The 22,539-nt window shown below is 53.2% G+C and carries 23 protein-coding genes and 2 pseudogenes; 4 read left to right on the plus strand and 21 right to left on the minus strand.

What is annotated here, in order from left to right:
- Positions 1-53 precede the first annotated feature (53 nt).
- Both ACSQ16_RS00865 and ACSQ16_RS00870 read left to right on the plus strand, forming a co-directional pair.
- Positions 54-950 carry a LysR family transcriptional regulator gene (locus ACSQ16_RS00865; protein ID WP_435988406.1) on the plus strand — a complete coding sequence of 299 codons (897 nt, stop codon included), beginning with the start codon at positions 54-56 and terminating at the stop codon, positions 948-950.
- 71 nt (positions 951-1,021) lie between these two features.
- Positions 1,022-1,780, plus strand: coding sequence for an alpha/beta hydrolase (locus ACSQ16_RS00870; RefSeq protein WP_435988407.1), 759 nt, complete (start codon positions 1,022-1,024; stop codon positions 1,778-1,780).
- 47 nt (positions 1,781-1,827) lie between these two features.
- Here ACSQ16_RS00870 and ACSQ16_RS00875 read toward each other — a convergent pair whose 3' ends face one another.
- From ACSQ16_RS00875 to ACSQ16_RS00895, 5 genes are all read right to left on the minus strand, one after another.
- Positions 1,828-2,124, minus strand: coding sequence for a CcdB family protein (locus ACSQ16_RS00875; protein WP_435988408.1), 297 nt, complete (start codon positions 2,122-2,124; stop codon positions 1,828-1,830).
- Complete coding sequence (locus ACSQ16_RS00880; RefSeq protein ID WP_349581341.1) at positions 2,124-2,366, minus strand: type II toxin-antitoxin system CcdA family antitoxin; 243 nt, start codon at positions 2,364-2,366, stop codon at positions 2,124-2,126. Before ACSQ16_RS00880 ends, ACSQ16_RS00875 begins: the two co-directional genes overlap by 1 nt.
- Before the next feature lie 1,473 nt (positions 2,367-3,839).
- Positions 3,840-4,349 carry a hypothetical protein gene (locus ACSQ16_RS00885; protein WP_435988409.1) on the minus strand — a complete coding sequence of 170 codons (510 nt, stop codon included), beginning with the start codon at positions 4,347-4,349 and terminating at the stop codon, positions 3,840-3,842.
- Positions 4,342-4,872, minus strand: a complete 531-nt coding sequence (locus ACSQ16_RS00890) for a hypothetical protein (RefSeq protein ID WP_435988410.1) — start codon at positions 4,870-4,872, stop codon at positions 4,342-4,344. The genes ACSQ16_RS00885 and ACSQ16_RS00890 overlap by 8 nt, the downstream gene beginning before the upstream one ends.
- A gap of 321 nt (positions 4,873-5,193) precedes the next feature.
- Positions 5,194-5,442 (minus strand): helix-turn-helix domain-containing protein, encoded by a 249-nt coding sequence (locus tag ACSQ16_RS00895; protein ID WP_067261281.1) that lies wholly within the window; start codon positions 5,440-5,442, stop codon positions 5,194-5,196.
- A gap of 103 nt (positions 5,443-5,545) precedes the next feature.
- On the opposite strand from ACSQ16_RS00895, the pseudogene ACSQ16_RS00900 reads away from it, so the two are divergent.
- Both ACSQ16_RS00900 and ACSQ16_RS00905 read left to right on the plus strand, forming a co-directional pair.
- Positions 5,546-5,725 (plus strand): annotated as a pseudogene (locus tag ACSQ16_RS00900) (hypothetical protein); the annotation flags it as partial.
- Positions 5,726-5,788: 63 nt separating this feature from the next.
- Positions 5,789-6,391 carry a tyrosine-type recombinase/integrase gene (locus tag ACSQ16_RS00905; protein WP_435988443.1) on the plus strand — a complete coding sequence of 201 codons (603 nt, stop codon included), beginning with the start codon at positions 5,789-5,791 and terminating at the stop codon, positions 6,389-6,391.
- 39 nt (positions 6,392-6,430) lie between these two features.
- Here ACSQ16_RS00905 and ACSQ16_RS00910 read toward each other — a convergent pair whose 3' ends face one another.
- The 16 genes and pseudogenes from ACSQ16_RS00910 to ACSQ16_RS00985 form a co-directional block, all read right to left on the minus strand.
- Positions 6,431-7,015, minus strand: coding sequence for a terminase small subunit (locus ACSQ16_RS00910; RefSeq protein ID WP_435988411.1), 585 nt, complete (start codon positions 7,013-7,015; stop codon positions 6,431-6,433).
- Positions 7,016-7,446: 431 nt separating this feature from the next.
- Positions 7,447-8,561, minus strand: a protein-coding gene (locus ACSQ16_RS00915; protein WP_435988412.1) for an IS3 family transposase whose coding sequence is annotated in 2 segments (ribosomal slippage) — positions 7,447-8,312 and positions 8,312-8,561 — 1,116 coding nt in all. Because the reading frame shifts where the segments join, the coding sequence is not laid out codon by codon here.
- A 167-nt stretch (positions 8,562-8,728) separates the two neighbouring features.
- Positions 8,729-9,118, minus strand: a complete 390-nt coding sequence (locus ACSQ16_RS00920; protein WP_435988413.1) for a VanZ family protein — start codon at positions 9,116-9,118, stop codon at positions 8,729-8,731.
- Positions 9,119-9,392: 274 nt separating this feature from the next.
- Positions 9,393-10,568 (minus strand): nucleotide sugar dehydrogenase, encoded by a 1,176-nt coding sequence (locus tag ACSQ16_RS00925; RefSeq protein WP_435988414.1) that lies wholly within the window; start codon positions 10,566-10,568, stop codon positions 9,393-9,395.
- A gap of 232 nt (positions 10,569-10,800) precedes the next feature.
- Positions 10,801-11,772, minus strand: a complete 972-nt coding sequence (fcl, locus tag ACSQ16_RS00930; RefSeq protein WP_435988415.1) for a GDP-L-fucose synthase — start codon at positions 11,770-11,772, stop codon at positions 10,801-10,803.
- A gap of 1 nt (position 11,773) precedes the next feature.
- Positions 11,774-12,898 (minus strand): GDP-mannose 4,6-dehydratase, encoded by a 1,125-nt coding sequence (gene gmd / locus ACSQ16_RS00935; protein WP_435988416.1) that lies wholly within the window; start codon positions 12,896-12,898, stop codon positions 11,774-11,776.
- The gene (locus tag ACSQ16_RS00940) at positions 12,895-13,656 is read right to left on the minus strand and encodes a glycosyltransferase family 2 protein (protein WP_435988417.1); all 762 of its coding nucleotides are present in this window, start codon (positions 13,654-13,656) and stop codon (positions 12,895-12,897) included. Before ACSQ16_RS00940 ends, gmd begins: the two co-directional genes overlap by 4 nt.
- A gap of 171 nt (positions 13,657-13,827) precedes the next feature.
- The gene (locus ACSQ16_RS00945) at positions 13,828-14,745 is read right to left on the minus strand and encodes a glycosyltransferase family 2 protein (RefSeq protein WP_435988418.1); all 918 of its coding nucleotides are present in this window, start codon (positions 14,743-14,745) and stop codon (positions 13,828-13,830) included.
- Between the two features lie 283 nt (positions 14,746-15,028).
- On the minus strand, positions 15,029-15,628 hold the full coding sequence (locus tag ACSQ16_RS00950) for an acetyltransferase (RefSeq protein ID WP_435988419.1): 600 nt from the start codon (positions 15,626-15,628) through the stop codon (positions 15,029-15,031).
- A gap of 89 nt (positions 15,629-15,717) precedes the next feature.
- Positions 15,718-15,876 (minus strand): annotated as a pseudogene (locus ACSQ16_RS00955) (DapH/DapD/GlmU-related protein); the annotation flags it as partial.
- A gap of 290 nt (positions 15,877-16,166) precedes the next feature.
- A complete protein-coding gene (locus ACSQ16_RS00960; RefSeq protein ID WP_435988420.1) occupies positions 16,167-17,294 on the minus strand; it encodes a glycosyltransferase family 4 protein in 1,128 nt (375 codons plus the stop codon).
- A 108-nt stretch (positions 17,295-17,402) separates the two neighbouring features.
- Positions 17,403-18,752, minus strand: coding sequence for a hypothetical protein (locus tag ACSQ16_RS00965; protein WP_435988421.1), 1,350 nt, complete (start codon positions 18,750-18,752; stop codon positions 17,403-17,405).
- Positions 18,753-18,773: 21 nt separating this feature from the next.
- Positions 18,774-20,171, minus strand: a complete 1,398-nt coding sequence (locus tag ACSQ16_RS00970) for an oligosaccharide flippase family protein (RefSeq protein ID WP_435988422.1) — start codon at positions 20,169-20,171, stop codon at positions 18,774-18,776.
- Between the two features lie 13 nt (positions 20,172-20,184).
- Positions 20,185-21,012: a hypothetical protein gene (locus ACSQ16_RS00975; protein WP_435988423.1), complete on the minus strand. Its 828-nt coding sequence runs from the start codon at positions 21,010-21,012 to the stop codon at positions 20,185-20,187.
- Positions 21,013-21,185: 173 nt separating this feature from the next.
- Entirely contained in the window at positions 21,186-21,545 is a 360-nt protein-coding gene (locus ACSQ16_RS00980) for a MarR family EPS-associated transcriptional regulator (RefSeq protein ID WP_435988424.1), read from the minus strand.
- 150 nt (positions 21,546-21,695) lie between these two features.
- Positions 21,696-22,478 (minus strand): metallophosphoesterase family protein, encoded by a 783-nt coding sequence (locus tag ACSQ16_RS00985; RefSeq protein WP_435988425.1) that lies wholly within the window; start codon positions 22,476-22,478, stop codon positions 21,696-21,698.
- Between the last annotated feature and the right edge of the window lie 61 nt (positions 22,479-22,539).

The following is a 22,539-nucleotide window of genomic DNA, read 5'->3' on the forward strand; positions in this document are numbered from 1 at the left end:
AATAGCGATGGTTGATCGAGTGATAACGGATCGCGATCAACACGGAAGCATTGATGACCGACGGCACGAAACCCACAAGGCTCGACCTCCGACATCTGCGATACGCTTTGGCCGTGGCTGATGCCCAAGGCTTCCGCGCCGCAGCCGAGATGCTCAATATCGCGCAGCCGGCCATTTCGAAAGCCGTGAAAGACACTGAGGTGGATTTGGGGTTTCGGATATTCGATCGCAGCGGACCGCGCGTGATCCCCACGCCAGAGGGTGTCGTTTTCCTCGACGATGCGCGCCAGACGGTCGCGCAGTTCGAGCGGACAATCCGTGCCTCACGCCAGAATGCTGCCGGGGCCCGTGGGCATATCATCGTGGGCTATTCCGCCCTCGCTACCTCACGGCAAATCTCGGAAGCGCTGGATGCGTTCCACCGCAGCGTTCCCGGCGTGCAAGTCGAGATGCATGTCATGTCCACGGATAACATGCTGAAAAACCTAAAATCCGGCGCGATCGACCTTGGCTTTCTGCTGTCTCATCCCACCGTTGGCACCCCGGGGATTGACCAGATGCCCGTCTGGAGTTCGCGCATCGGTGTGGTCGTCCCCGCAGGCGAAGCCCCCGCGCAGGTGGATGATCTGGCTGAGATACCCTTCGTCATGGGGCTGCGGGAAAACTGGCGCTCATGGCGCGCGCTGCTCGACAGCGCATGCAATCGCGCGGGTCTTACCCCCGTGGTGGTGGATGAGGCTTGGGACGTGCAGGTGATCTTACAGCGCGTGGCCGAACGCCGCGGCGTCACGCTTTTCCCCATGAGCATGGCCGAGAGCCTGCCCGCAGCCCTGGAACTGGTGCCGATAGCAGGGCTGGATGCAGAGGCGACGATCTCGATGGCATGGAGCATCAAGGCAGATACCGGGCTGCTGCGTCAGTTCCGCAACCACTTCCCCCCGCTTGGTTGATCGCGTTCGGTTATCGCACGATACCACAAGTCTATTTGCGTAACGCGGGGATAGCGCGATCTTATGCGCCTATGAAACAGACCCCCATCGCCCCCTTCGACCTGCCTGAAGCGCAGCCTTTTCTTCTCGAAGGCAGCGACACCGGATTTCTCTTTTTCCACGGCTTCACCAGCACGCCGCAGAGCGTGCGCGAAGTCGCGGAAAAAGTACATGAGATCAGCGGCGCGACGGTATATTGCCCACGGCTTGCGGGACATGGCGAAACCCCCGCCGCCCTAGCAAAAACCGGTCAAGCGGATTGGGTCGCTTCTGCTGATACCGCCCTCGCCACTCTCTCGACACGCTGCTCGGGAGTGATCGTCGGCGGGCTTTCCTTGGGCGCGACGCTATCGCTCAACCTCGCCGCCAGAATGCCCGATAAGATACAAGGTGTGGTCAGCATCAACGGCTCAACAGGCCTCTACCGCCCCGAAGTTGTGGCGCCGCTTTACGAGGCAGACGGGCCAGCGTTCATCGCCGGCATCGGCTCCGACATCGCCGAACCCGGGAGGACCGAAATCTGCTATGATCGGATTCCACGTGATACACTCAAGGAACGCTTCCTGCTGACGAATGCGACCGGCGCCTTGCTGCCGCTGATACGGCAGCCGATCCAGATTATGCAGTCGCGATGCGACAATGTCGTCGACCCACAAAACGCGCTGCGGATCGCGACCTCAGTGGAGTCAAGTGAGATACGGCTGTCTTGGCTGGAGCGGTCTTACCATGTGGCAACGCTGGATTATGATCGAGGCGAGATTGCGCGGCGGATTGCTGGGTTCTTAGCGTAACCGGACCCGACCGCGCGCGGAGGCGAAGGCTGGTCAGATCGGCCTGCTCAGAACCCCGAAAAGACCATGTCGAGCGCTCCGCGGATCTCATAGTCCGATGTGGAAAGATCGGCGATGGGAGGACCTTTGAGCAACTCAGAGGGGATCGCCGCCATCTCGGCAGTGTGCAGGGCATAGGCATCGCCGTTAATCTCGAACACTGGCTCGAGGCGTCCTATAACCCCTGGCCCGCCTGCAATCGGGATCAAAGGTGCGACCACACGGGAGCCGATGTCGATGAAATCCGTCTGAAGGTCGAGCACAAGCCGACCGCCAGATACTTGGTAGACGTGGAACTGCGCCATCAGCCGAGTCGCAACACCTGTACGTCCGCCAGCGGCATCCCATTGGTCTCAATCCAAGCACGCCGCTCTGAAATCGCCGCCGCATTGTCTGACGCCCAAGCCGCGGCCCGTGCTGCACGCACCGCTTCTCCGACAGCAGCATCGCTGATCGCAGAGACGTTCAGGCCCAACTCCCGCGCGGCCGTGAGGTTCTCTGCCGTTAGGGTGATATTGGTGCGCTGCTTTTCGGCTGTCGTCTGCATGACGTTCTCCTATGTCACATATTAAATACACATGATTGGTGTGTAATGCAATGGGATTGGGATCGCCTCCATATTGGCGCGAATGCCCCGGCGGATTGCTGAAAGCAGCGTTTTCCGCGGCCCATCTCTGAATTTTGTTAGGCGGAGCGGCCCGCCCGCTGCTGATGGTGCGCGTTATCGGAACTTTGCCGGCGATGAATCTTGCAAGCGTGATTGAGCCGCACACGGAGCACCCTGCCACCCGGAAAGCTTCAACACACCGCAGCTAAGATATGCCGGGAATGCCTAACCCATGCAACCTCTGGGCGAGCACAAGGCCGTTTCGGGAATAGGACCAAAGGGTCGGCAGCTATAGCGAAACACAGAAGCGAACGGCAAGGAGGACCGTGTTCTGCTCCGCTTACACAACGAGGCGAAGATCGTCAGCGATCTCAAAAACGTCAAACTTCTGCATCAGGCCACGAGTGGTTCAAGGCCAAATGGAGCCCCGGGACACCGCTCGTTTCGACCCGCTCTGCTTCTTCGGCAATGGCCGCTTCATTTTCGCGAAACCAAGCGGCAGCGCGCTCATGTGCATTTCCCACTGCCATATCAGTAGCGACGATGGCTTTGATGTACTCGGTCGTGCTTGCGCCCCTCACCGCGGCCCAGGCTTTTAGCCCGGCTTTTTCTTCAGGGTTTAGCCTTATGGTCAGATTACTTGAGAGGCCCCAGTGGCGAGGCGCAGTGTCAAAATAGCCTGGATACTCGTGCGCCGTAAGATGTGAATGCTTTTCACCAGCAGGTCAGCAAACTGCCGCGTATGGAGAGGTGTGCTTGCCTAGATTAGTTCTGCGCATTGCCGCACCTATCCATTGGCCAGCGCCCTGCCCTTTCGGCCCTGAAGCTACCACCGAAGCCTCCATTCACTACCTAAGGGTGGATGAAGGTCCGTTTCGGGAAATTGTTCTTCGCAGGCGAAGTAGAGGGGTAAGATACCCGCTGGGAGAGCACGGCCTTATAGAACTGGGTTAGAGAAAGCGCGGTCAAGAAACCAGAGAAGGGCATCCGTCTTCCGCAGCACATCGCCCATTCAGCGGCCAGAGCTTTGATAGAAAACATGCAACCGTCAAGCGGCCCGCGCGCGCCTCGCTTCGCAATGCGAAGGCTCCGCTCAGCCCGCGCTACCGGTGGGAACCCCCGCCCTCACCGCAACAGAGGGCGAAACATTTGGAATGCATTTATTTTAAGCGTGCGATCGCAAAAAACTGCATTACGCTCGCGTAATTCGTGAAGATCACTTTCCAGCAGAAGCGCGTGACAAGTTCATGCCGACGGTTCGTGCAAGTAAAGGCGCGCTCTCGGGGCGAAGATCGTCTTCGCCCCGAGAGTAGTTGTTCCATAACTGTCAAATAGCGTGCCGTCCAAAAGCAGCGGCTGGTCTGTGACGGCAAATCCAGCGAGTCCTCCGCCGCCTGAAGGCGAACGGCTTAGCTAGCTTGGTGGGCAGGGATCGTCCGCGACAAGCGCCTTGGTATAGGCCGCCTGCGCTTTCCTTCTTCTGGTCTCAGCCTCGCGACGATAGCGCTTCAAGAGGTCTGCCTTTTTCCAATAGGCCTTCCAATATGCCGCCTCCTGCGCTGCAGCGACCGCAGCAGCGACGTCCACCGTTTGCGAAAGGACGATTTCCCGCATGGCTGGGACGTCCAGCACCATCTTTCGGAAATCGTCAATCGTAACAGCGTCTGCCCGCGCACTGCCGAAAAGATGCTCCCGTTCAGCCGTGCTGGCGCGCTCGACCAGGGCCTCGGCTTCCGCGAACTCCCATGCCAACCGGTTTACTTCGTATGTGACGTAGCTTGCCGCACATTGTTCGGGATTGTTGAGGATCTCGCGGTAGATCGTGAGTGTGTGCTGGGTCGGCACGGGCGCAGTCAACCCGTGCTTTCGAGCATTCTGTGAAGGGTCCGCAGGCGCAGCTCGGTCTTGGTCACGCTTATCCATTGGACCGCATCCGTGGGGCAATGACCCGGAGGGCGTCATAATCATCCGTGAGTTCCCGGCGACGCTTTTCCAAGCTTTCGATACGCTTTTCGTGATGGCTCAGCTTTTCTGCGAGAGTTTGATAGGCCCGCGCATAAATCTCATCCAACGTCGCGCCCGCGGCCTGTAGTTTTTCTTCCGCTGCGAGCTGGCGCGTTGGCTCTTGCCCCACCAGGTCTCGTGCGAGCTTCATGTGCCTTTGTTCAACATCTGGTCGAATTACAAACCGGCCGGTCGTGAAATAGCCAGCTGCGAGATCGCGAACAGCTGCCATGAGGCGCGTATCGCGCAATCGGCGATGCTGCTCCAACTCCATTTCCAGGATAGCGATTTCGCTGGCACGGCGGCGCTCCAACGCGCTGCGGGCCTGAAGGGTGTCTTGCACCACGCTTTCAATCCTTTCATGATTTGCGCGACTTCCTCCAAGAGCGACGGGGAGGCGCTTCTGTTGCGCGGCAACGGGCTTTTTGGGGTTCTTGGTCATCGTTGGGGTCCTTGCGAAGGGATAGATTTTCTCGAATGTCGCCTTTGCCGATGGGCAAAGGGCCAAATCATGACGCAAGGCGGCGCACGCGTAGGTGCGATGAAGCCGAAAATTGATATTGGAAAACCAAAAATGCGCATCGGTACGTCCCTGCAAAGAACGGAGGGACTGGCATCATGCACATCACCTCCGCTGAGCGGAAATCGAACCTAGCACATCATGCGCACGGTATGTGTTTCACACACTAGATATAGATACAGGCGCTCGCAACCCTTTTTGCGAACAACTCAGAAATCTGACCCTGAATTATTCAGGATAAGTTCAGGGATTTAGAGGATGGAACCGTAAGCCGGGCGCGTCATCGGGAGCACCGATGAATTCGATCCCGGCAGCCTCGAAACAGGTGCGCAGTATCTCAAGGTTGCTCTTGCGCGATTTCGGCACGGCAGCTTCTGCCAATTCATAGCGCACGATCGTTGCGGTACCGACACCCGTTGCATCGGAAAGGTCCTTAACCGACCAATTCAGCGCGGCGCGCGCTGTTCGTATTTGCTGACCTGTAATTGACATAGCCTTAGTTATGATTTAATTTTTATCATAACTAAGCGAATCTTATTGGAGATCGAGCATGTTGGATTGGAGTAAAGCATGAGAGACTCTTGATGGGGCATATTCTGATGCAACGATGCGCGCATATCATTGCGATGTTCAAGCCTATGTTAATTGGTGTGCCGAAGAGCGGCTTGACCCCTTTCCAGCGAGCGTGGAGCAGGTCTGCGCCTTCTTGGAAGCCGAAGGCAAGCTTATGGCACCCTCGACGGTAAGGCGCCGCCTATATGCTATCCGCAAAATCCACCGGTTGTTGGGTCTCGCGGATCCTACATATGACGAAGCGATCAATCTCGCCTACCGTCGTGTGCGACGCGCGAAACCTGTCCGCCCGCAGCAGGCCCGCGGATTGACAGCTGCGCACCTAGAACGTTTTCTTGCTGTTCAACCCAAGACCCCCTGGGGAATGCGCAACACCGCCATGTTGTCTCTAGGCTATGAACTAATGACCCGCAGATCAGAACTGGTTGCACTGCGCGATGAGGATATCACGTTGCGGGGCGATGGCACCTTGCGGGTTCTAATCCGCCGCAGCAAAGCCGACCAAGAAGGACAAGGCCGTGTCGCCTTTACCTCGGTTGATACGGCGCAGCGCGTCTTAGATTGGCAGGACTGGCGCGGCGCGAGTACTCAGTGGCTCTTTTGCCCGATTTATCAAGAACGCCCGGTAGACCGCAGCCTTAGCGATACCACCGTCAAAACGGTGGTCAAAACCGCAGCAAAACAAGCCGGCTACGCCGCGGAGGACGTCCGTGCGTTCAGCGGTCACTCGATGCGGGTCGGTGCCGCGCAGGACCTTCTGCGCAAAGGTTTCGATACCGCAGCCATTATGCGGGCGGGTGGGTGGAAATCCGTAAACGTGCTCGCTCGCTATTTGGAATATGCTGAGCAAAATGTTTGGGAGGCTTGAGCCTCTTTTATCCAGCCCCCCGATATAAGTACGCCAATCCTATGGTTTCCGTAGCGCCATCCGGTCAGCATTCTTTTGCGCTGCTCTCGCTGCAGCCAAAAGTTTCTTATCCTCGTTGCGTTTAATGCGAGGACCGAGCATTCCAAGATGGCGCATCAAGAGTTCAAGAAACCGAAGCCTATCTCTTATCTTGATTTGAAAGTGGAACGTCCCATTGTGGCCCGGTTTCGATTGAACCTTCACTGAATGGACGAGGCCCTTCCGCCATACGACCGGCCAGTCGGCAACAGGTCTAGGGCGTTCATTTGGATCGAAAATATCACTAAGATCCGCTTCAAGCATGTCCCGAATCCATTCTAGAGCTGCCTCCCGCATTTCCTCAGCGCGGCAATGTAGCTCTTCGTTGCGCGCCTTGAGAGCCGCTTGGATATTCCGCTGGTTCAGCAGCTTAAAAGCAAGCGCCTTCTTGTCCCGCCCAGTAAAGCCCGCGACGCGAAGCGCGTTTACCGGGTCAAAGTCTTGACGGTAAGCTTCGACGAAAATCGCCTGTTGGCGTGTCAGCCTGTACCGCATTGCCCAGAGCGCGACGTCGGGTATAGCAAGATCACTTGCCTGCATGCTCATGCCCAAAGCCCTCCGTGCGCGAGAACATCAAGCATTTCATCAAATCGCCGTGCATTCCGGCAGAGCTTAATAGCAGATCGACCCTGACAGTTCAATATGACGTCCTGACAGGCTGCTGTGTGGGAGGGGCGGTCCAAAGCCGTTTTTGTCCAAAAAGGCTGACCTTGGGAACTAATCATGAGCTGGCTCCATAGCATAGGGGCAACCCTGATGTGTCGGCGCCCGTTTCAAAGGCGACCGAAGCACATCATGCGCTCACGATCTAACAAAAGTGTACATCATCTGTTTTGAGCTGGCAAGAGACGGCCTACCTCGGTTTGGCGCACACCAACACACAATCAATTGATTGAGGCATAAGACCAAGGCTCAGTCCGGGGGCTATGGATACCCTGCAATCAGCCGGGCTTTTGACCTGCTCCCCGATGTGTCCGCTAATTTAGGTTAGCTCTGTTCAGGTTTTGGCCCTCTTCTGACCGGTTAGCATATTCAGCTGGCGTCAGGCCAGCGAGGCTTGTGTGTGGGCGGTTATGGTTGAAGTCGGTGCGCCACGCCGCGATCAACTGGCGGGCATGGCGGAGGTTATCGAACAGGTGCTCATTTAGACATTCGTCTCTCATGCGCCCGTTGAAGCTTTCGACAAATCCATTCTGCATGGGCTTGCCCGGTGCGATGTAGTGCCAGTCAACCTTGCGACCCTCCTGCCATTTTAAGATCGCATTCGACGTTAGTTCTGTGCCGTTGTCGCTGACCACCATGCAGGGGTAGCCGCGCATCTCGGCAATGCGGTCCAGCTCCCGACCCACACGGTCACCTGAGAGCGATGTGTCGACCACGGCAGCCAAACATTCGCGGCTGAAGTCGTCGATCACATTCAGAATGCGGAAGCGGCGACCGCAAGCCAGGCTGTCGGACACAAAGTCGAGCGACCACCGTTGGTTTGGTCCCTGCGGGATCGCCATCGGTGTTCGGGTGCCCACAGCGCGCTTGCGACCGCCCCGTTTGCGGACAGTTAATCCTTCTTCGCGGTAAATCCGGTATAGCTTCTTCCAATTCACCGCCCAGCCTTCACGTTTGAGCAGGATGTGCAGCCGCCGGTATCCAAAACGACGTCGTTCAGATGACAGCTCTTTCCATCGGTCTCGCAGATCAATGTCCGTTGAGCGCTTCGAAACCCGCCGATAAACACGCGGGTCGATCCCAGCCGAGGCGCAGGCCCGCTTTTGATTGTATTGCTTCTCTGTCATGGCCCAGGTCACTGCCTTTTTGCGTGAACCGGGCCTCATAAGTTTTTTCCCAACATCTCCTTAAGCGTCGACACATCCATCATTTGCTCAGCCAGCAGCTTCTTCAGTTTGGCATTCTCAACCTCAAGTGCCTTCAGCCTCTTGGCCTCCGACACTTCCATGCCGCCATATTTGGACCGCCATTTATAAAACGTCGCATCGCTCACGCCATGCTTGCGGCACAGCTCCTTCGCGCCAAGCCCTGCCTGATGCTCCTTCAGTATCCCGATTATCTCTTCTTCACTGAAACGGCTTCTCTTCATCGTCTGTCTCCCTCTTGGAGGACAGGCTAACTCAAAACACCGGACTTTTCAGGGGAGCAGGTCACTTTCGATGTATTGGCCCGTCAAATCGTCGCCACGCAAACTCTATACCAAAGCGATTCAATCGAGTGTGCGAGGTGACGGTTGAACGCCCCAGTTCACTCCTGCTAACGCTGACTAGAGAGCAAACATCTGCTTCCCCAATGAAGCAAAAGACCAATCATAGCTCCGATCGCAATCCCAAGTAGGTCGGCCAGGAAGTCAGCTATCTCCCCTGAGCGGCCAACAAAAGGTTGGATGATTTCGATGAGGCCAGCATAGAGCGCTGCAGCGAGCACAACTCGAACAAGTGCTTTCGGATAGAAAACTGCGGAAGGCAATGTCAAAGCCATGAAGGCTAGGACGTGATGCACTTTGTCGCCTCCAGGCACATGTGGTCCGGCATTCGACGGGATCAACGTCAATACCGCAATGCAGACTGAGAGGCCAAACGTCAGCCAGGACGCAATAGACCGGCGGCGATGATGGTTAAGCGACACCATTTGCAGATCTACCATGTCGCATGCCTGAACACTTCTGAAGCCACCTACATTGTTCTCATAGCGTGCGATTTTATCAGCGCTATATGCGGTAGGCCCCCTAGCCAGACCACTTCGATATACGCGCGCTACGGAAAGCTGGCCAACTGCGAAAATCGCGGACAGGTACCACCAATTTACCGCCGAAGCTTGGCATTTGGCAGGGAGGCCCCATCAAAGGTGGGAGCAAGACGTTCAAATCACAGCCAGTCACGCTATGCTCCATCACAGCCGGTTGTAAAAAACACTGACGTCAATCAGACCCGAATAGATCGCGGGTGAAGACTTTCTCTGAGACGTCATCAAGGTCACGGGTTCGGCGGTTCGCTAATATGACATCGCAATCTTCCTTAAAACCAGTAAGGTCGCGTGCCACCTTTGAGCTGAAGAATTCCTCTTCGGCCAATTCAGGCTCATAGACCACAACTTCGATCCCCTTGGCCTTGATTCGCTTCATCACGCCTTGGATCGCGCTTTGCCGGAAGTTATCCGACCCAGCCTTCATAACTAGCCGGTAGACGCCAACACGACTGGGGCGTCGGGCGAGGATCTGGTCGGCGATGAAGTCCTTACGGGTGCGGTTGGCGTCGACGATAGCCCGGATCATATTTTGCGGTACTTCGGAGTAATTCGCCAACAGCTGTTTGCTGTCTTTGGGCAAGCAATAGCCACCGTAGCCGAAGGAAGGGTTATTGTAATGCGCGCCGATTCGTGGGTCGAGGCTGACCCCTTCGATGATCTGCCGACTGTCCATACCGTGGCTCATTGCATAGCTGTCGAGTTCGTTGAAATAGGCCACGCGCATGGCGAGGTATGTATTGGCGAAGAGCTTGATTGCCTCAGCCTCGGAGGCATTCGTGTAGAGAACCGGTATGTCGTCGCGCAGCGCACCCTCGGCTAAGAGCCCGGCAAATGTCTCGGCCCGGGCCGAGCGTTCCCCGACGATGATCCGCGATGGATATAGGTTGTCGTGCAGCGCTCTGCCCTCGCGCAGGAATTCCGGGCTAAAAATGACCCGGTCTCCGCCGATCTGAGCCGAGACCCGTGCGGTATAGCCAACCGGGACGGTGGATTTGATCACGATTGTGGCGTGGTCGTTGACCGCAACCACGGCGCGGATCACCGCCTCGACGGTGGAGGTGTCAAAGGAGTTTTCTACTGGGTCATAATTCGTCGGCGTCGCCACCACTACAAAATCTGCCTTTGCATAAGCTTTCGCGGCATCAGTGGTCGCCGTCAGCCGAAGCGCTTCACTGCGAAGAAAGCCTTCGAGCTCAGGATCCATGATGGGGCATTGGCCTGCATTCACCTGAGCAACCCGTTTGGGGTTCACATCTACAGCCGTAACATGGTTGTTTTGCGCCAGTAAAACTGCGTTAGATAGCCCGACGTAACCGAGACCTGCGACGGCAATTATAGTATCTGACATGAGTATTTCCTAACCTAAACCGGAGAAACTTCGGCTCGCTTTGGTTTATCTTTGAACGCGACTCTTGAAGGCGGTACCGTGATGTTTTTCCCCTCATGTCCTGCCATTCCGAGCAAACATCACTACCGCCGCCAATCGCTCGGTAACAACAAAACGACAATCTGACCCCGTTAGGATCAGGATCGCGGGAAGCCCGTCATCGGACAACCTCTACGCCGAAGCAGGGGACAGATTAATTCCGGATGGTATCCTGATTGTCGATAAACCAGTCGTAAGTTTCCCGCAGCCCCTTTTCGAGGTCAATTGAAGCGCGCCACCCCATATCGGCGAGACGGTTCACATCCATCAACTTGCGTAGGGTGCCATCTGGTTTGCTGGGGTCATTAGTAATGCGCCCCTCGAAGCCGGTAACCCGGGCGACCACCTGCGCCAGTTCCATAATCGAAACGTCCGTACCGGTGCCGACGTTAATATGGCTGAGCATGGGCTGCGTATTAGCCCCATAAGTCTCGCGGTCGAGATCGAGCACGAATAGGCTCGCTTCAGCCATATCATCTACATGCAAAAACTCCCGGCGCGGCTTCCCCGTCCCCCAGATTTGCACTTCATCGTCTCCAGCCTGTGCCGCCTCGTGAAAGCGTCTGATGAGGGCGGGCAATACATGAGAATTATCTGGGTGGAAATTGTCACCGGGTCCGTAAAGGTTCGTTGGCATGACCGAACGGTAGTCCGTCCCATGCTGACGGTTGTAGCTTTCGCAGAGCTTGATCCCGGCGATCTTGGCCACCGCATAAGGCTCATTGGTAGGCTCCAACACACCGGTGAGCAATGCATCTTCCTTCATCGGCTGCGCCACGGCACGCGGGTAAATGCAAGACGAGCCCAATTGCAGCAGCCTAGTTACGCCGGCAGCAAAGGCCTGATGAATGACATTACACTCGATCATCAGGTTTTCGTAGATAAAATCCGCTGGATAGGTGTTGTTGGCGTGAATGCCCCCTACCCGCGCGGCGGCGAGGATTACCACATCCGGCTTCTCTGCCTGCATGAATTCACGCACGGCAGCCTGATCGGTCAGGTCTAGTTCCGCATGGGTTCGGGTGATCAGAGTGAAATCATTTGCTGCTGTCTGCCGCGCCTTAAGCTGGCGCAAAATGGCGCTCCCGACCATGCCGCGATGGCCTGCGATGTAGATTTTCTGCATGTCATCCTTGCTCCACAGTCATCGGCAGCGCGTAGCCATGCTCTTTCAGCAACGCATGCCGGCGCGCGATACGAAGGTCTGCCTCCACCATCTCTGCACACATCTCCTGTGCAGTGATTTCGGGTACCCAGCCCAACACCTTCTTAGCTTTGGCCGGGTTTCCAAGCAGCGTTTCTACCTCTGCCGGCCGGAAGTAGCGCGGGTCAATGCGCATGACCACATCACCGACCTTCAGCCCCGGTGCCATGTTCCCGTCGATAGCGCTGACCGTAGCAATCTCATCAACACCTTCGCCGCTGAACTCTAGCGTTAGGCCCAGTTCTTTGGCCGTCCAAGTGATGAACTCACGAACCGAATATTGCACCCCGGTCGCAATCACGAAATCTTCTGGCGTGTCCTGTTGCAGCATCATCCACTGCATCCGCACGTAGTCTTTGGCGTGACCCCAGTCGCGCAGGCTGTCGATGTTCCCCATGTAGAGGCAAGGCTCCAGACCTTGCGCGATATTCGCCAACCCCCGGGTGATCTTGCGGGTAACGAAAGTCTCGCCGCGGCGGGGAGATTCATGGTTAAACAAGATACCGTTACAGGCATACATGCCGTAGGCTTCACGATAGTTCACAGCTATCCAATAGGCATACATTTTAGCAACCGCATAGGGGCTGCGAGGGTGGAACGGAGTAGCCTCAGTCTGCGGTATTTCTTGCACGAGACCGTATAGTTCCGAGGTTGAGGCTTGATAGAAACGGGTGGTCTTTTCCATCCCTAGAAAGCGGATCGCTTCGAGCAAACGAAGGGTGCCGATGGCGTCAACATCGGCCGTATATTCTGGCGCTTCGAAACTCACCGCAACGTGGCTTTGCGCGCCGAGGTTATAGACCTCATGAGGGCGAACTTCGCTTAGGAGCCGTGTGAGGTTCGACGTGTCGGTCAGATCCCCGTAGTGCAGTTTGAAGCGGGCGTGATCCATATGGGGGTCTTCATAGATATGATCGACACGCTGTGTGTTAAACGAAGAAGCCCGTCGTTTAATCCCATGAACTTCGTAGCCCTTGTCGAGCAAGAACTCCGCAAGATAGGAGCCATCTTGTCCAGTAACACCGGTAATAAGTGCCCGTTTGGTCATTTAGGGTTTCCTTTCCTAGGAAGAAATTGTTCAAGCTTCGAGAAATTCTTGGCCATAAGTGTGCCCATGCCACCGACACCATAACGCCGCAACGCGGTGTAATCTTCACGGCTCTTTTGCAGCATGCGGGACAATGAGCGGTTGCTCTCACCGCCGACTCGCATTTTCACCAGCACTTCGGGGATATAAGCAAGACGGATTTCCCCCTGAGCGAGATAACGCAACATAGCCTCGTAATCAGCTGCAATACGCATCGACGTATCGTAAAGCCCCCAGCGGTCAAACACCTCCCGGCGCAGATAGAGGGTTGGATGTGGGGGCATCCAACCCCGCTTTAAGAGGTCTGGGTGATAAGGGCCTGAACGCCAACACCTTACAATCTTGCCCGTATTGCTCGCGGATACGTAATCTAGGTCACCATACACGCCATCGACCTCCGGATCGCGAAACGTCTCAGCGACCCTTTGCAGGACCAAATCATCAGCGAAGAAATCGTCTGAGTGCATGAGGCCGATGATGTCGCCACTGGCCCGGGAAATGCCTTTGTTGATCGCGTCATAGATCCCACCGTCAGGCTCAGAAACCAGCTGGGCCGGGGAACTACTAAATTGACGTATTATGTCCAGAGTGCCGTCTCCGGAACCGCCATCTTGAATAATATGCTCAATGTTCTGGTAGCTTTGCGTCTCTACGCTCTGCAATGCATCAGCGATTGTTCCGGCACGGTTAAAGACGGCCGTCACGATTGAAATTTTCATTTTTAAAGGCCGTTTAGGGTAATGGAGTTAGGAAGTGGAAGAGATGCGAATTGAGTAAGCACAGTCACCTAGTTGATGACTTTGCACCAGAACCTCAAGTGCGTTGCAGACCCGAAGCTTCGATAAGTTTGGATATCGAGCATAGAGCAATCGAGGCTCAAGTCCAAGCCATCACTCAGTTTCTGTTTGGGAATGAACGTTAATCCCAAGAACCTCGTGGATTGCGGTTTCTACATCGACGTTCTCTTTCTCCATCCGGACTTTTACCTCATGAAGCTTCATATCGACAAGGTATCGATACCAGAACCCCTGCAACACGTGGAATGCGGTGCCTTCCTTGCCGTCCAAGAAACCCAACCGAATAACATATCTGTAAAAGAAATACGCGAAGGCCCGCAGCCCACTGGGTAGCCGTGCGTACACATTTTCCTTAATCCAGCGCTTGATCCCTGCCTGGTTACCACCACGCAACTGAGCAACGCTTTCTTGAGCCATAAATTTGTACTTTTGATTGAGGATATCTACGACTTCCCTGCTGGCATATGAGTTATGCTTTTCCGTCCACCAGCCCAAAGAATTGCGATTATCGTCGATGATTTCACCGGAAAACTCAACAGTAGATCCTCCTACAACGATATGTTCGTCCATCCAGCGATTCTCGCAGTGACCGTAGCCATGGTGGAAAAGCCGCAAAATACGCACAGGGAAGACCCCACCCCAACGGATCGGACGGCCTAGGAAATGTATTCGTCGTAATACGTAAACACCTTTTATGCTTGAATCTAGCGAAGTAAGCCTATCAAGTATTTCATTACGTAGAACGTTTGTGATAATCTCATCTGCATCGAGGCGCAGCACCCAGTCAGTGTCTTCTGGCAGCTCCTTAAGGGCCCAGTTAAACTGTTGAGCCTGCGTCGTGAACGGGTTCACAAGAACTCTAGCGCCAGCTTGTCTCGCAAGATCAACTGTTTTGTCGGTAGAACCACTATCTACTACTACTATTCGATCGGCGAGCCCGGATACGGACTCCAGGGCACGCTCGATGTGCCGCTCTTCATCCTTTGTAAGAATAACAACAGTGATACCCATAAAACTTGCCCTATGACGACCCGCTACATTTCGCAAAGCCATAACATCAGACTGGCTATACCGCGAGAAGAAAAAATAGAATAGCTAGCCAAATCTCTCTAAACGCTAATCTAACAAGACTGAACAATACTCCATTTCAAGATATATCTAGCCAGTTCTATTGCGATGCCATCTATTAAGAGACCTTGGAGGGGGGGGCAAAGTAGACACTAGTGTACTGTACTAAATGGCCTGCTATGGCCAGTTAACATTCCCAATCACCGACTGTTTGTAGAGTAATCGATCATAATTGCCGAATAGTGCGTGCCGGGTTTCCTGCGACAATGCAATCTTCTGGAACGTCTCTAGTGACCACAGCACGAGCGCCGACAACTGCCCCAGCACCTACTTTTACCGCTGGCCCGATAAATGCATCAGCTGCAATCCAAGAATCCCTCCCGATAACAATCTGAGGCTTCAGTAGCGGACGATCTGACCTACTGAGGTCATGGGTCCCGGCGCAAATGTGAGAGCCTTGCGAAATGGTGGCGCGCGGTTCAACGATTATTCTCCCCAAAGAGTACAACAAAACTCTGTCCCCGATCGCCGCTCCCTCGCCCAGCACCAGATTCCATGGGATTGCAATCCGAACAGTAGGATAAATATGTACATTTCGACCTACCCGTGCTCCGAATGCCCGGAGAATTAAGCTCCGCCATACCCAAAACGGCCGCGGGCTAAATAAAAAAAATGGAACAACCATAGCCCACAGGACTCTACCGGCTAGTTCTCTTTTACTCCATTTTTTGGATGCCCGATTGGCAAGCACATCAACAGTATTTCCGCGAGGCGGCTTACGCCTTGTACTTCCGTGATTAGGCTTAAATCGCTTTTCGTTCCTCATACTTGGTCAGCTCCAATGGGCTTACAGTACTCACCCTTTCGCGGTGGCATGGCGAGAAACGCATCATGCTTTTCAGCATCCTGTTTATCAAACCGGTACCTAATAAGCTTAGCAGGAATGCCCCCAACTATCGAATAGGCTGGTACGTCGTGCGCTACAACCGCCCCAGCTGCTATAATGGACCCACGGCCAATGCGAGTACCCATTAGTATAGTGACGCGTGCGCCAATCCAGACGTCATCTTCAATTACACAAGTTGTAGGACGAGGCCGCCCAGAAAAGATTACAGCTGAGCCAGGTATATCAAAGCGATGGTCGTTGCCCGTAAGGATAAGATCGGGCCCGATCATTACATACTTACCGATCTCGACGCCGCACGGAATACTAGCTCGAGGGCCAATGTAACCATAGGGGCCCATAACTAGCGAGCGATCAATTTCACAATTTGCTCCAAGATAAACTGTTGGGTGCACATATTTAGCACGATATTGAAGACGGCGCCAACGCAGCCTAACCCACCTTAATATAGATCTTACCTTCATGTTCGGCCTCTTTCAATTGCCGCCAATACTGCTGACCGTATCCTTTTCGCTTGTATGCGCGGTGTGTAGTCAGCTTCAATTGTATCGATAGCTATAGTTCGGCGGCTCTCATGGCAATGATCACACTCTGTTTGTTTAAGGAACCCAGCCATGACTCCGGCTAGATCAGACGAATTACCCTTCTTAAAGAAGGCGCCAGTCTTGCCTGGTACAATAGCTTCGACTTCCGGCATCTGATAGTCAAAATCATCGTGAGTAATTACAGGAGTACCATACGCGAGAGCATGCATTGCAAGCAGGCCCACCTTCCCGGGCGATACCACTGCGATGGCGTCGACGAAAAGAGCGGCAAGGCGCTTTTCATCATAGATCGCACCCAGAAAGTGCACATCTACTCCCAAACTTTTTGCCAGCGACTCTAACGCGTCTCTCTCTTCCCCAGTCCCAATGATCACTAGGGTGGCTTCGTCAGGCAATTTGGATAGCGCTTCAATTGCAAGATCCAGCCTCACCTCTGGCACCAACCTTGACACTGTAAGAAAGTAAGGTTTATTCTCGTCAACTCCTTCTCGCAGCATTCGCTCCGCTAACATCTTCTCGCGAATCTCCCTTTGCGCTTCGTAGTCAAGGGAGTTATAAATTACATGTATCCGCGTTCCGGGGAAACCTGCTTCAATGCCGATCCTCCGCGCACGTTGGCCGTAAACCAATAGGTCAGTGCATAGCTTGTAGTACACCCTACGCAGCAAACCTTTTATCCCTGCCTCATGCCGAAGCCATCCGTGAGTCCAGAAAAGGACGGGACGTCCCCTCAGTCGCGCAGCGAAAGCTGCAAACCAACTAGAAAGAATGTAAGGATTTCCAAGAAATATGTATGCATCCGCTTGATCTGAGCACACAAGCTTCACCGCGCCACGCTGCCAAGAAAAACTTCGCCATTGCACAACCGGCAAGGCATGATGCCCACTTAAGAACTCACCGTTCTTGATCGTGCTTGTAATTCCTGCTGGATCATAGAAAAATTCAAATGACATTCCATCGCTACAGGCCAGCTCATTGAACACAGCCGTGCGGTAGTGAGGAAAATGTGAATATATAACCGCTACGTTTGGGTCTATCGACATAAAGATCTTTCCCTGCTCGCACACTGAAAACTTGCATTCTCTACAAGGGACAATAACGACAGCCCAATCGATGTAAAAGCGAAGAGCCACTTTCACCCTTCATTTAATTCAATTAAGATTCTTTTTTGCCATCTTCCGGGTTATCCCGATAACAAAAAATGCAACGATAAAGCCAAACACGATATAATTAAATTCGTGACGCCAAGCTGAGAATGCAAGGATAAAGGCCGTAAGTTGATAGCGCGGATCTTGAAGCGCCTTGTTTCCGTTGCTAAGAACAGACAGAACAGCGGTAAGTAAGAACATCATGACCGGAGCGAACCAACCGAAATTTGCGTAGAATTCACCCATAAGTAAGGAATTTAGTGAAAGGCCGTAAACGCCAAATACATCAACGCCCAACCGTGTTCCAAGCCCTAACGGTTTTGATGGCCATAGCTCCCGAGGAATGAAAAAAGTTAAAGGCTTCACTACTACCGTTTCGCCATTGAGAAATTCATGTGTGCGGCCAAACGTTTCGAAAATGTATTGAAAAATAACTACATTTGCGGCCTCAAATAAAGCGTATAACCCTGACATCTCGAACGATGCCGGTGCGCCGTTGTGCCAAACATACCAGAAAGCCGCTTCAAATCCGGAGAACCCACCAAATTGACTCCAAACGACTCCGCGAAATGCCGGGTATAGCACCGCGAGAAAATATGCTGGCGGCGCTGCGGTGACAGCCATTATAGCCAGCGTCACGGACCCAAATGCACCTGAAAATAATACTGCAAACACGAGATAAAGTACTGTGATCCGATTTCCTGTTAAGACAACATCTAAAGCTGTAAATACAATTAGTAGAACCATAACTTTCTTCGGGTCGCTACGCATAACAGCTATTGAGATAGCAAAGATATATGCTCGGAACGAGAGCGCAAACAATCCCACGAGGGCACCGATAAATCCAGCGTCTGCATGGGCGGCCCAGTGCGCTCCAGACAACTTACCACTGCTAATAAAAACGATAATCAAGCACCCAGTGGCATAAAGAAATACGGTGCGGAACTCACCGGCATTCGGTGCTCGGCTTCCTTCAGCAGAGCCGCGCGCGGATACTCTCCTAGGCTTGACCATCCTCGACACCTCAGTCGCTAGCACGATAGAAACTGAGAATAGAAAAGCATACAATCCGAGGCTTGGCGAAGCGGAAATAAAAGGGTCTATCGCTAAACCTTCAGCTACGATTTCACCTAGATATGGAGCCAAAGTCATCGGAATAAGCGCAAAGAATATATTTCCCGCTACGAGACCAGCACCTAAGTCTAGCAACTTATTCCGGAGAGCCAACCAAGAGATTGAGATTACAAGAGAGAGAATGATATAAATTGTACCCATCACATCATCCGCCACCACATAACGATAAAGCTCAGCATAAGACTTTGCGAAAGTCGCAAGTGAAACGAACGACTCCATTCCTTGAGAAGTATTTCGGATTCACCATGCTAGGAACGCGACGCTCGAGGTAAATACGATGAATCCTGCAATTTCTAAGCAAGTTAAAATGGCGGATTGTCTTGTTCCCAAGGGCAAAAGTGATAATGTCCTTGTTTCCCCGATAAAGGCAAACAAATGCCCCATGGCAATAGCTGAAGCAACTGTCATTGCGACGATTGTGATTGACCCTCTGTCATTCTCTGACAACCAGACAGTTGCACCGATACCGGAAGAAAGCAGCCCCCACTGGCCAACAATACTCCAACGCAACACACCTGCCGCACGAGCGTAAAGCTGGGTGATAAGGCCGAATGAGGAAGTCCCCCAGCCCAAGGAGAACACGGCAACGCAGAAAATGAAGTTGGAAGAAATTTCTTCAAGAAGAAAAAGACTTAGAAGCGGAGAGACTAAGACTAAAGCCAGAAAAGATAATATGACCGCCCTAATTGACTTTATACTTACCTGAGAATGGAGGGCCTTAGCGCCTTTAACACTCGAACGATGCAAGCGAGTGAATTCGGGAACTAGTGGATTTAGCGCAGCCTGAACGAGAGTGCGGACATTGCCGGCGAGCTTGTAGCTTAGATCGTATATTCCGAGAGATTCTAAGCCTAAATATCGAGCAAGAAGGATCCGCGTTAGTGGGTCGAATAGCGACATTGGGACCGTAGATGCTTGGAGTCTGAAGCCATAATTGGTCGATGAGGTCCAAGCCTCTCGAGAAAACCGGGTAGGTATTATACCCAGTGTAGGGATATTTGCGACCAATACAAGCCGAGCGAAGAAAAGTACCGTAACATATTGAGCAAATTGAGCATACGCCAGCCCGAGGATTCCTTCTGTTGGAACCAGTACAGCGGCTAACAAACCAAATATCGCAAAGCTTGAAATGTTCACTACTGATCGAATATCTGCTCGGCCAAGGCCATCGATTGCGCTTAATTGTGAAACTCCAATGATATTAATTGGTAGTGCTAATAGCGCCCAAATCAATAATTCATGAGCCACTTCAAGAGATGCCGAATTTACCGAACCGGAGATGGCGGATCGTAAAGGCAAGTATGCGAGAAATGACAATACAATATATAGTACAAAGATAAATCCGGTACAGGTGTCAATGTAAGCGGCTTGAGCTTTGCTACTGTTTGTTTCACTGGCCACCATGCGAGCTAGTCCGCTTGCTCCTGAAAGGTCCATTAGTCGAACAAGTGCGACGAAGCCCATTGTGAGCGACCATAAACCGACGCCCTCTAAGCCCGCGACTGCAACCACGTAGCGCATCACCCAAAAATAGGCTCCCACCCCGATGACACTTTGTATCAGCGACAGTAGTCCATTACGACCCACCCGCCCCCCCGCCATCGCCATAAAGGAACGAAGTCTTCGTACTACGGCCATTGAAAACTACTTCTCACACAAAAAGGTCTTTTTGGGCATCCGGTTCTTTATATTTAGAAAGCTCAAATTCCGCAGGCCAAATAGCGTGCGTATCGCCTAAATACTGTGCCCAAAGTGAAAACGTCGAACGAGAACCCACGAGTACTCTCGCTCGTGACATGAGAATAAGCGATGTTAAAGAGTTGGTATGAGGTTCTGGTTCTACTCCCCGTATTCCAAGTTCTCGAATTACCTCTGCCGGATTGTCGTCGGAAAACAGTATCGCTTTGAGGGGACGGTTCCCGCAAAGTGACTGAGCTTTCGCGAATGCATCACGATACCACTCTAGGGGCACCTGAGTGTTCACATGTGCTGCATCCTTTCTGGGTGGCGCGAAGTCGCCCAAACGCACGTGAATAGCGATATCGTATTGAACGACCGACGGAAGGAGCCGAGCCGCCGTCTCTAGGAAGCCAAGAACCATTTCTCTGTGTCCCTTGAGGTCGTGAAACTGTCGACCCATTCCAACGTATCGAACTAGTCTTGCTTGAGGATCTACTTCACCTTCTAACCGATGCTTAAGAGAACTTGTCTGCGCCCATTCGATCAGTTCATAGAGCGTCCGGGCTCTGAACAGATTTCCATATGTTCTCTTATCTTTCTCGCGCCTAATAAAAGTTCCGATCTTTACTTGACGCATTGTAGGAAAAATAAACGTTCCGCCGGTACTGTTCTGCGCGATTAACGCGCGAGAAATTGGGAATAGTAAGTTACCTAGGCCTGGTCCCGGAGCTCGAAAAAGTCCTAAGTCAGGTCTGCTAAGCATCGGATAATGAAACAACAAATTGTTCTTGTTAGTCATCGGTAAACTCCAAATCTGCCGGTAATGACTTTTTGTTGAATTAACAGCATACAGCAAAGCGGAGATCTCGTTCTCCAGCCCACCTCGCTACGAAATTAGAACTGTGGTGCTTGTAACTACTATTGGAAGAAAAAAATGAATTAGCATTCTTCTTAAACCTCCAATAACGCAAACTATCGGACATTTGCTGAAGCCCCCTGCCCGGCCGTCTCAACCTCATCCTGCAGTGCCTCAATCTCCGCCATTAACGCTTCATGCTCAACCATCCGACGCTTCAGAAACGCTCTTGTCAGCTTCGCTCTGGCTAAAACGCCGCGCGGCGTCAATACATAGGCATAGCGCAGCTTGTTGTTCGAGGCGCGAAAGTTGCTCACCTTCACCTGACCTTTGTCTACCAGACCCTTCAGGCAGTAGTTTACTAGGCCAAGGCTTATCCCAAGGGATTTTGCCAGCTCTCGCTGTGAAAGCTTAGGATCGACCTCCAACGCGCGCATCACGCGGAAGCGGGTATCTTCATCAATTTTTCTGGTCATCGCCACTGTGATCCACGGCTACCGCACCAGAGGTCGCCTTGCGACTCTGCTGCAAACGGAGCACCGTTCATTCGTGAACGCTTATACACCAAGCTTCGGGATTGGAAGCCTGAAGTCTCGAAGCCAGAAATATTTTTGGGCGGCCTAGAGCTACCGCGTCTCTATGACCTTGCAATCGCCCTGCAAAATATGCACCGCGCTCAACCGTCCAGTGCGATAGGCGCCTGTATCAACTGCAATACGGCCGCCATCTAAGCCCGCATTCTTTACGATCGTATGACCGTGAACGACAATGTTGCCATCCTTTCGGCGGGCCTTCAGGAAGTCAGGATGCCCCCAAAGCATGACCTGCCCACGCTGATCATCTGGCGCGCGCTTTGGCGACATTGCGGCATGAACACAATAGATATTTCCTGTCGACCACTGCATCGGCAGTGCACGAAGCCAGTCCTGCAGACCTGCAGGTAGTTTGGCCTCCAATTGATCTGCGAGTTGAACAGAAGCCTCAGTGTCCATCGTTCCACCACGTACCGCTATCCCAAAGCTCGCCAGGGTTTCTACCCCGCCATTTTGAAGCCATAGCAAGCCTGCCCCGGCAGGGTCATCGATAAAGTCGAGCATCATCCGCTCATGGTTCCCCATCAAGCAGACAACTTTTTCAGACATCAGCTGGCTGATCTCATAAAGCTGCGACAGGACCTCCCGCGACTGCGAACCCCGATCGATGTAATCGCCTAAAAAAACGCATGTTTCTTGACCTAGAGCAGCTTCATCAAGACGGTCGAAAAGTCTGTTGAGCTGCCCCGCACAGCCATGAATATCTCCGACCGCAAAAAACGGGCTATCTGGGCACAGGCTCACCGATGCCATCGTCTCTTGCTCAGCTGAGCGCCCTTGCCAGTTATTAAGTTTCGACTTGATGCGCGTCAGCACTTCGGCCCCCCGTATAGGTCTTAGGTCATCGTTTCGCTTCATGCGGCTTTCAGGTAGGTCA

The organism is Sulfitobacter sp. SH24 (assembly GCF_965641895.1).
Classification (GTDB): Bacteria; Pseudomonadota; Alphaproteobacteria; order Rhodobacterales; family Rhodobacteraceae; genus Sulfitobacter; species Sulfitobacter dubius.

Excerpts from the sequence above, each read along its gene's own strand:
- fcl (WP_435988415.1), bottom strand. The coding sequence starts at position 11,772 with ATGCAGAAAATCTACATCGCAGGCCATCGCGGCATGGTCGGGAGCGCC.
- ACSQ16_RS00925 (WP_435988414.1), bottom strand. The coding sequence starts at position 10,568 with ATGTCAGATACTATAATTGCCGTCGCAGGTCTCGGTTACGTCGGGCTA.
- ACSQ16_RS00870 (WP_435988407.1), top strand. The coding sequence starts at position 1,022 with ATGAAACAGACCCCCATCGCCCCCTTCGACCTGCCTGAAGCGCAGCCT.
- ACSQ16_RS00895 (WP_067261281.1), bottom strand. The coding sequence starts at position 5,442 with ATGTCAATTACAGGTCAGCAAATACGAACAGCGCGCGCCGCGCTGAAT.
- ACSQ16_RS00910 (WP_435988411.1), bottom strand. The coding sequence starts at position 7,015 with ATGAGCATGCAGGCAAGTGATCTTGCTATACCCGACGTCGCGCTCTGG.
- ACSQ16_RS00950 (WP_435988419.1), bottom strand. The coding sequence starts at position 15,628 with ATGAGGAACGAAAAGCGATTTAAGCCTAATCACGGAAGTACAAGGCGT.
- ACSQ16_RS00945 (WP_435988418.1), bottom strand. The coding sequence starts at position 14,745 with ATGGGTATCACTGTTGTTATTCTTACAAAGGATGAAGAGCGGCACATC.
- ACSQ16_RS00970 (WP_435988422.1), bottom strand. The coding sequence starts at position 20,171 with ATGGCCGTAGTACGAAGACTTCGTTCCTTTATGGCGATGGCGGGGGGG.
- ACSQ16_RS00975 (WP_435988423.1), bottom strand. The coding sequence starts at position 21,012 with ATGACTAACAAGAACAATTTGTTGTTTCATTATCCGATGCTTAGCAGA.
- ACSQ16_RS00885 (WP_435988409.1), bottom strand. The coding sequence starts at position 4,349 with ATGGATAAGCGTGACCAAGACCGAGCTGCGCCTGCGGACCCTTCACAG.
- ACSQ16_RS00920 (WP_435988413.1), bottom strand. The coding sequence starts at position 9,118 with ATGGTAGATCTGCAAATGGTGTCGCTTAACCATCATCGCCGCCGGTCT.
- ACSQ16_RS00875 (WP_435988408.1), bottom strand. The coding sequence starts at position 2,124 with ATGGCGCAGTTCCACGTCTACCAAGTATCTGGCGGTCGGCTTGTGCTC.
- ACSQ16_RS00890 (WP_435988410.1), bottom strand. The coding sequence starts at position 4,872 with ATGACCAAGAACCCCAAAAAGCCCGTTGCCGCGCAACAGAAGCGCCTC.
- ACSQ16_RS00940 (WP_435988417.1), bottom strand. The coding sequence starts at position 13,656 with ATGAAAATTTCAATCGTGACGGCCGTCTTTAACCGTGCCGGAACAATC.
- ACSQ16_RS00865 (WP_435988406.1), top strand. The coding sequence starts at position 54 with ATGACCGACGGCACGAAACCCACAAGGCTCGACCTCCGACATCTGCGA.
- ACSQ16_RS00965 (WP_435988421.1), bottom strand. The coding sequence starts at position 18,752 with ATGGAGTCGTTCGTTTCACTTGCGACTTTCGCAAAGTCTTATGCTGAG.
- ACSQ16_RS00960 (WP_435988420.1), bottom strand. The coding sequence starts at position 17,294 with ATGTCGATAGACCCAAACGTAGCGGTTATATATTCACATTTTCCTCAC.
- ACSQ16_RS00980 (WP_435988424.1), bottom strand. The coding sequence starts at position 21,545 with ATGACCAGAAAAATTGATGAAGATACCCGCTTCCGCGTGATGCGCGCG.
- gmd (WP_435988416.1), bottom strand. The coding sequence starts at position 12,898 with ATGACCAAACGGGCACTTATTACCGGTGTTACTGGACAAGATGGCTCC.
- ACSQ16_RS00880 (WP_349581341.1), bottom strand. The coding sequence starts at position 2,366 with ATGCAGACGACAGCCGAAAAGCAGCGCACCAATATCACCCTAACGGCA.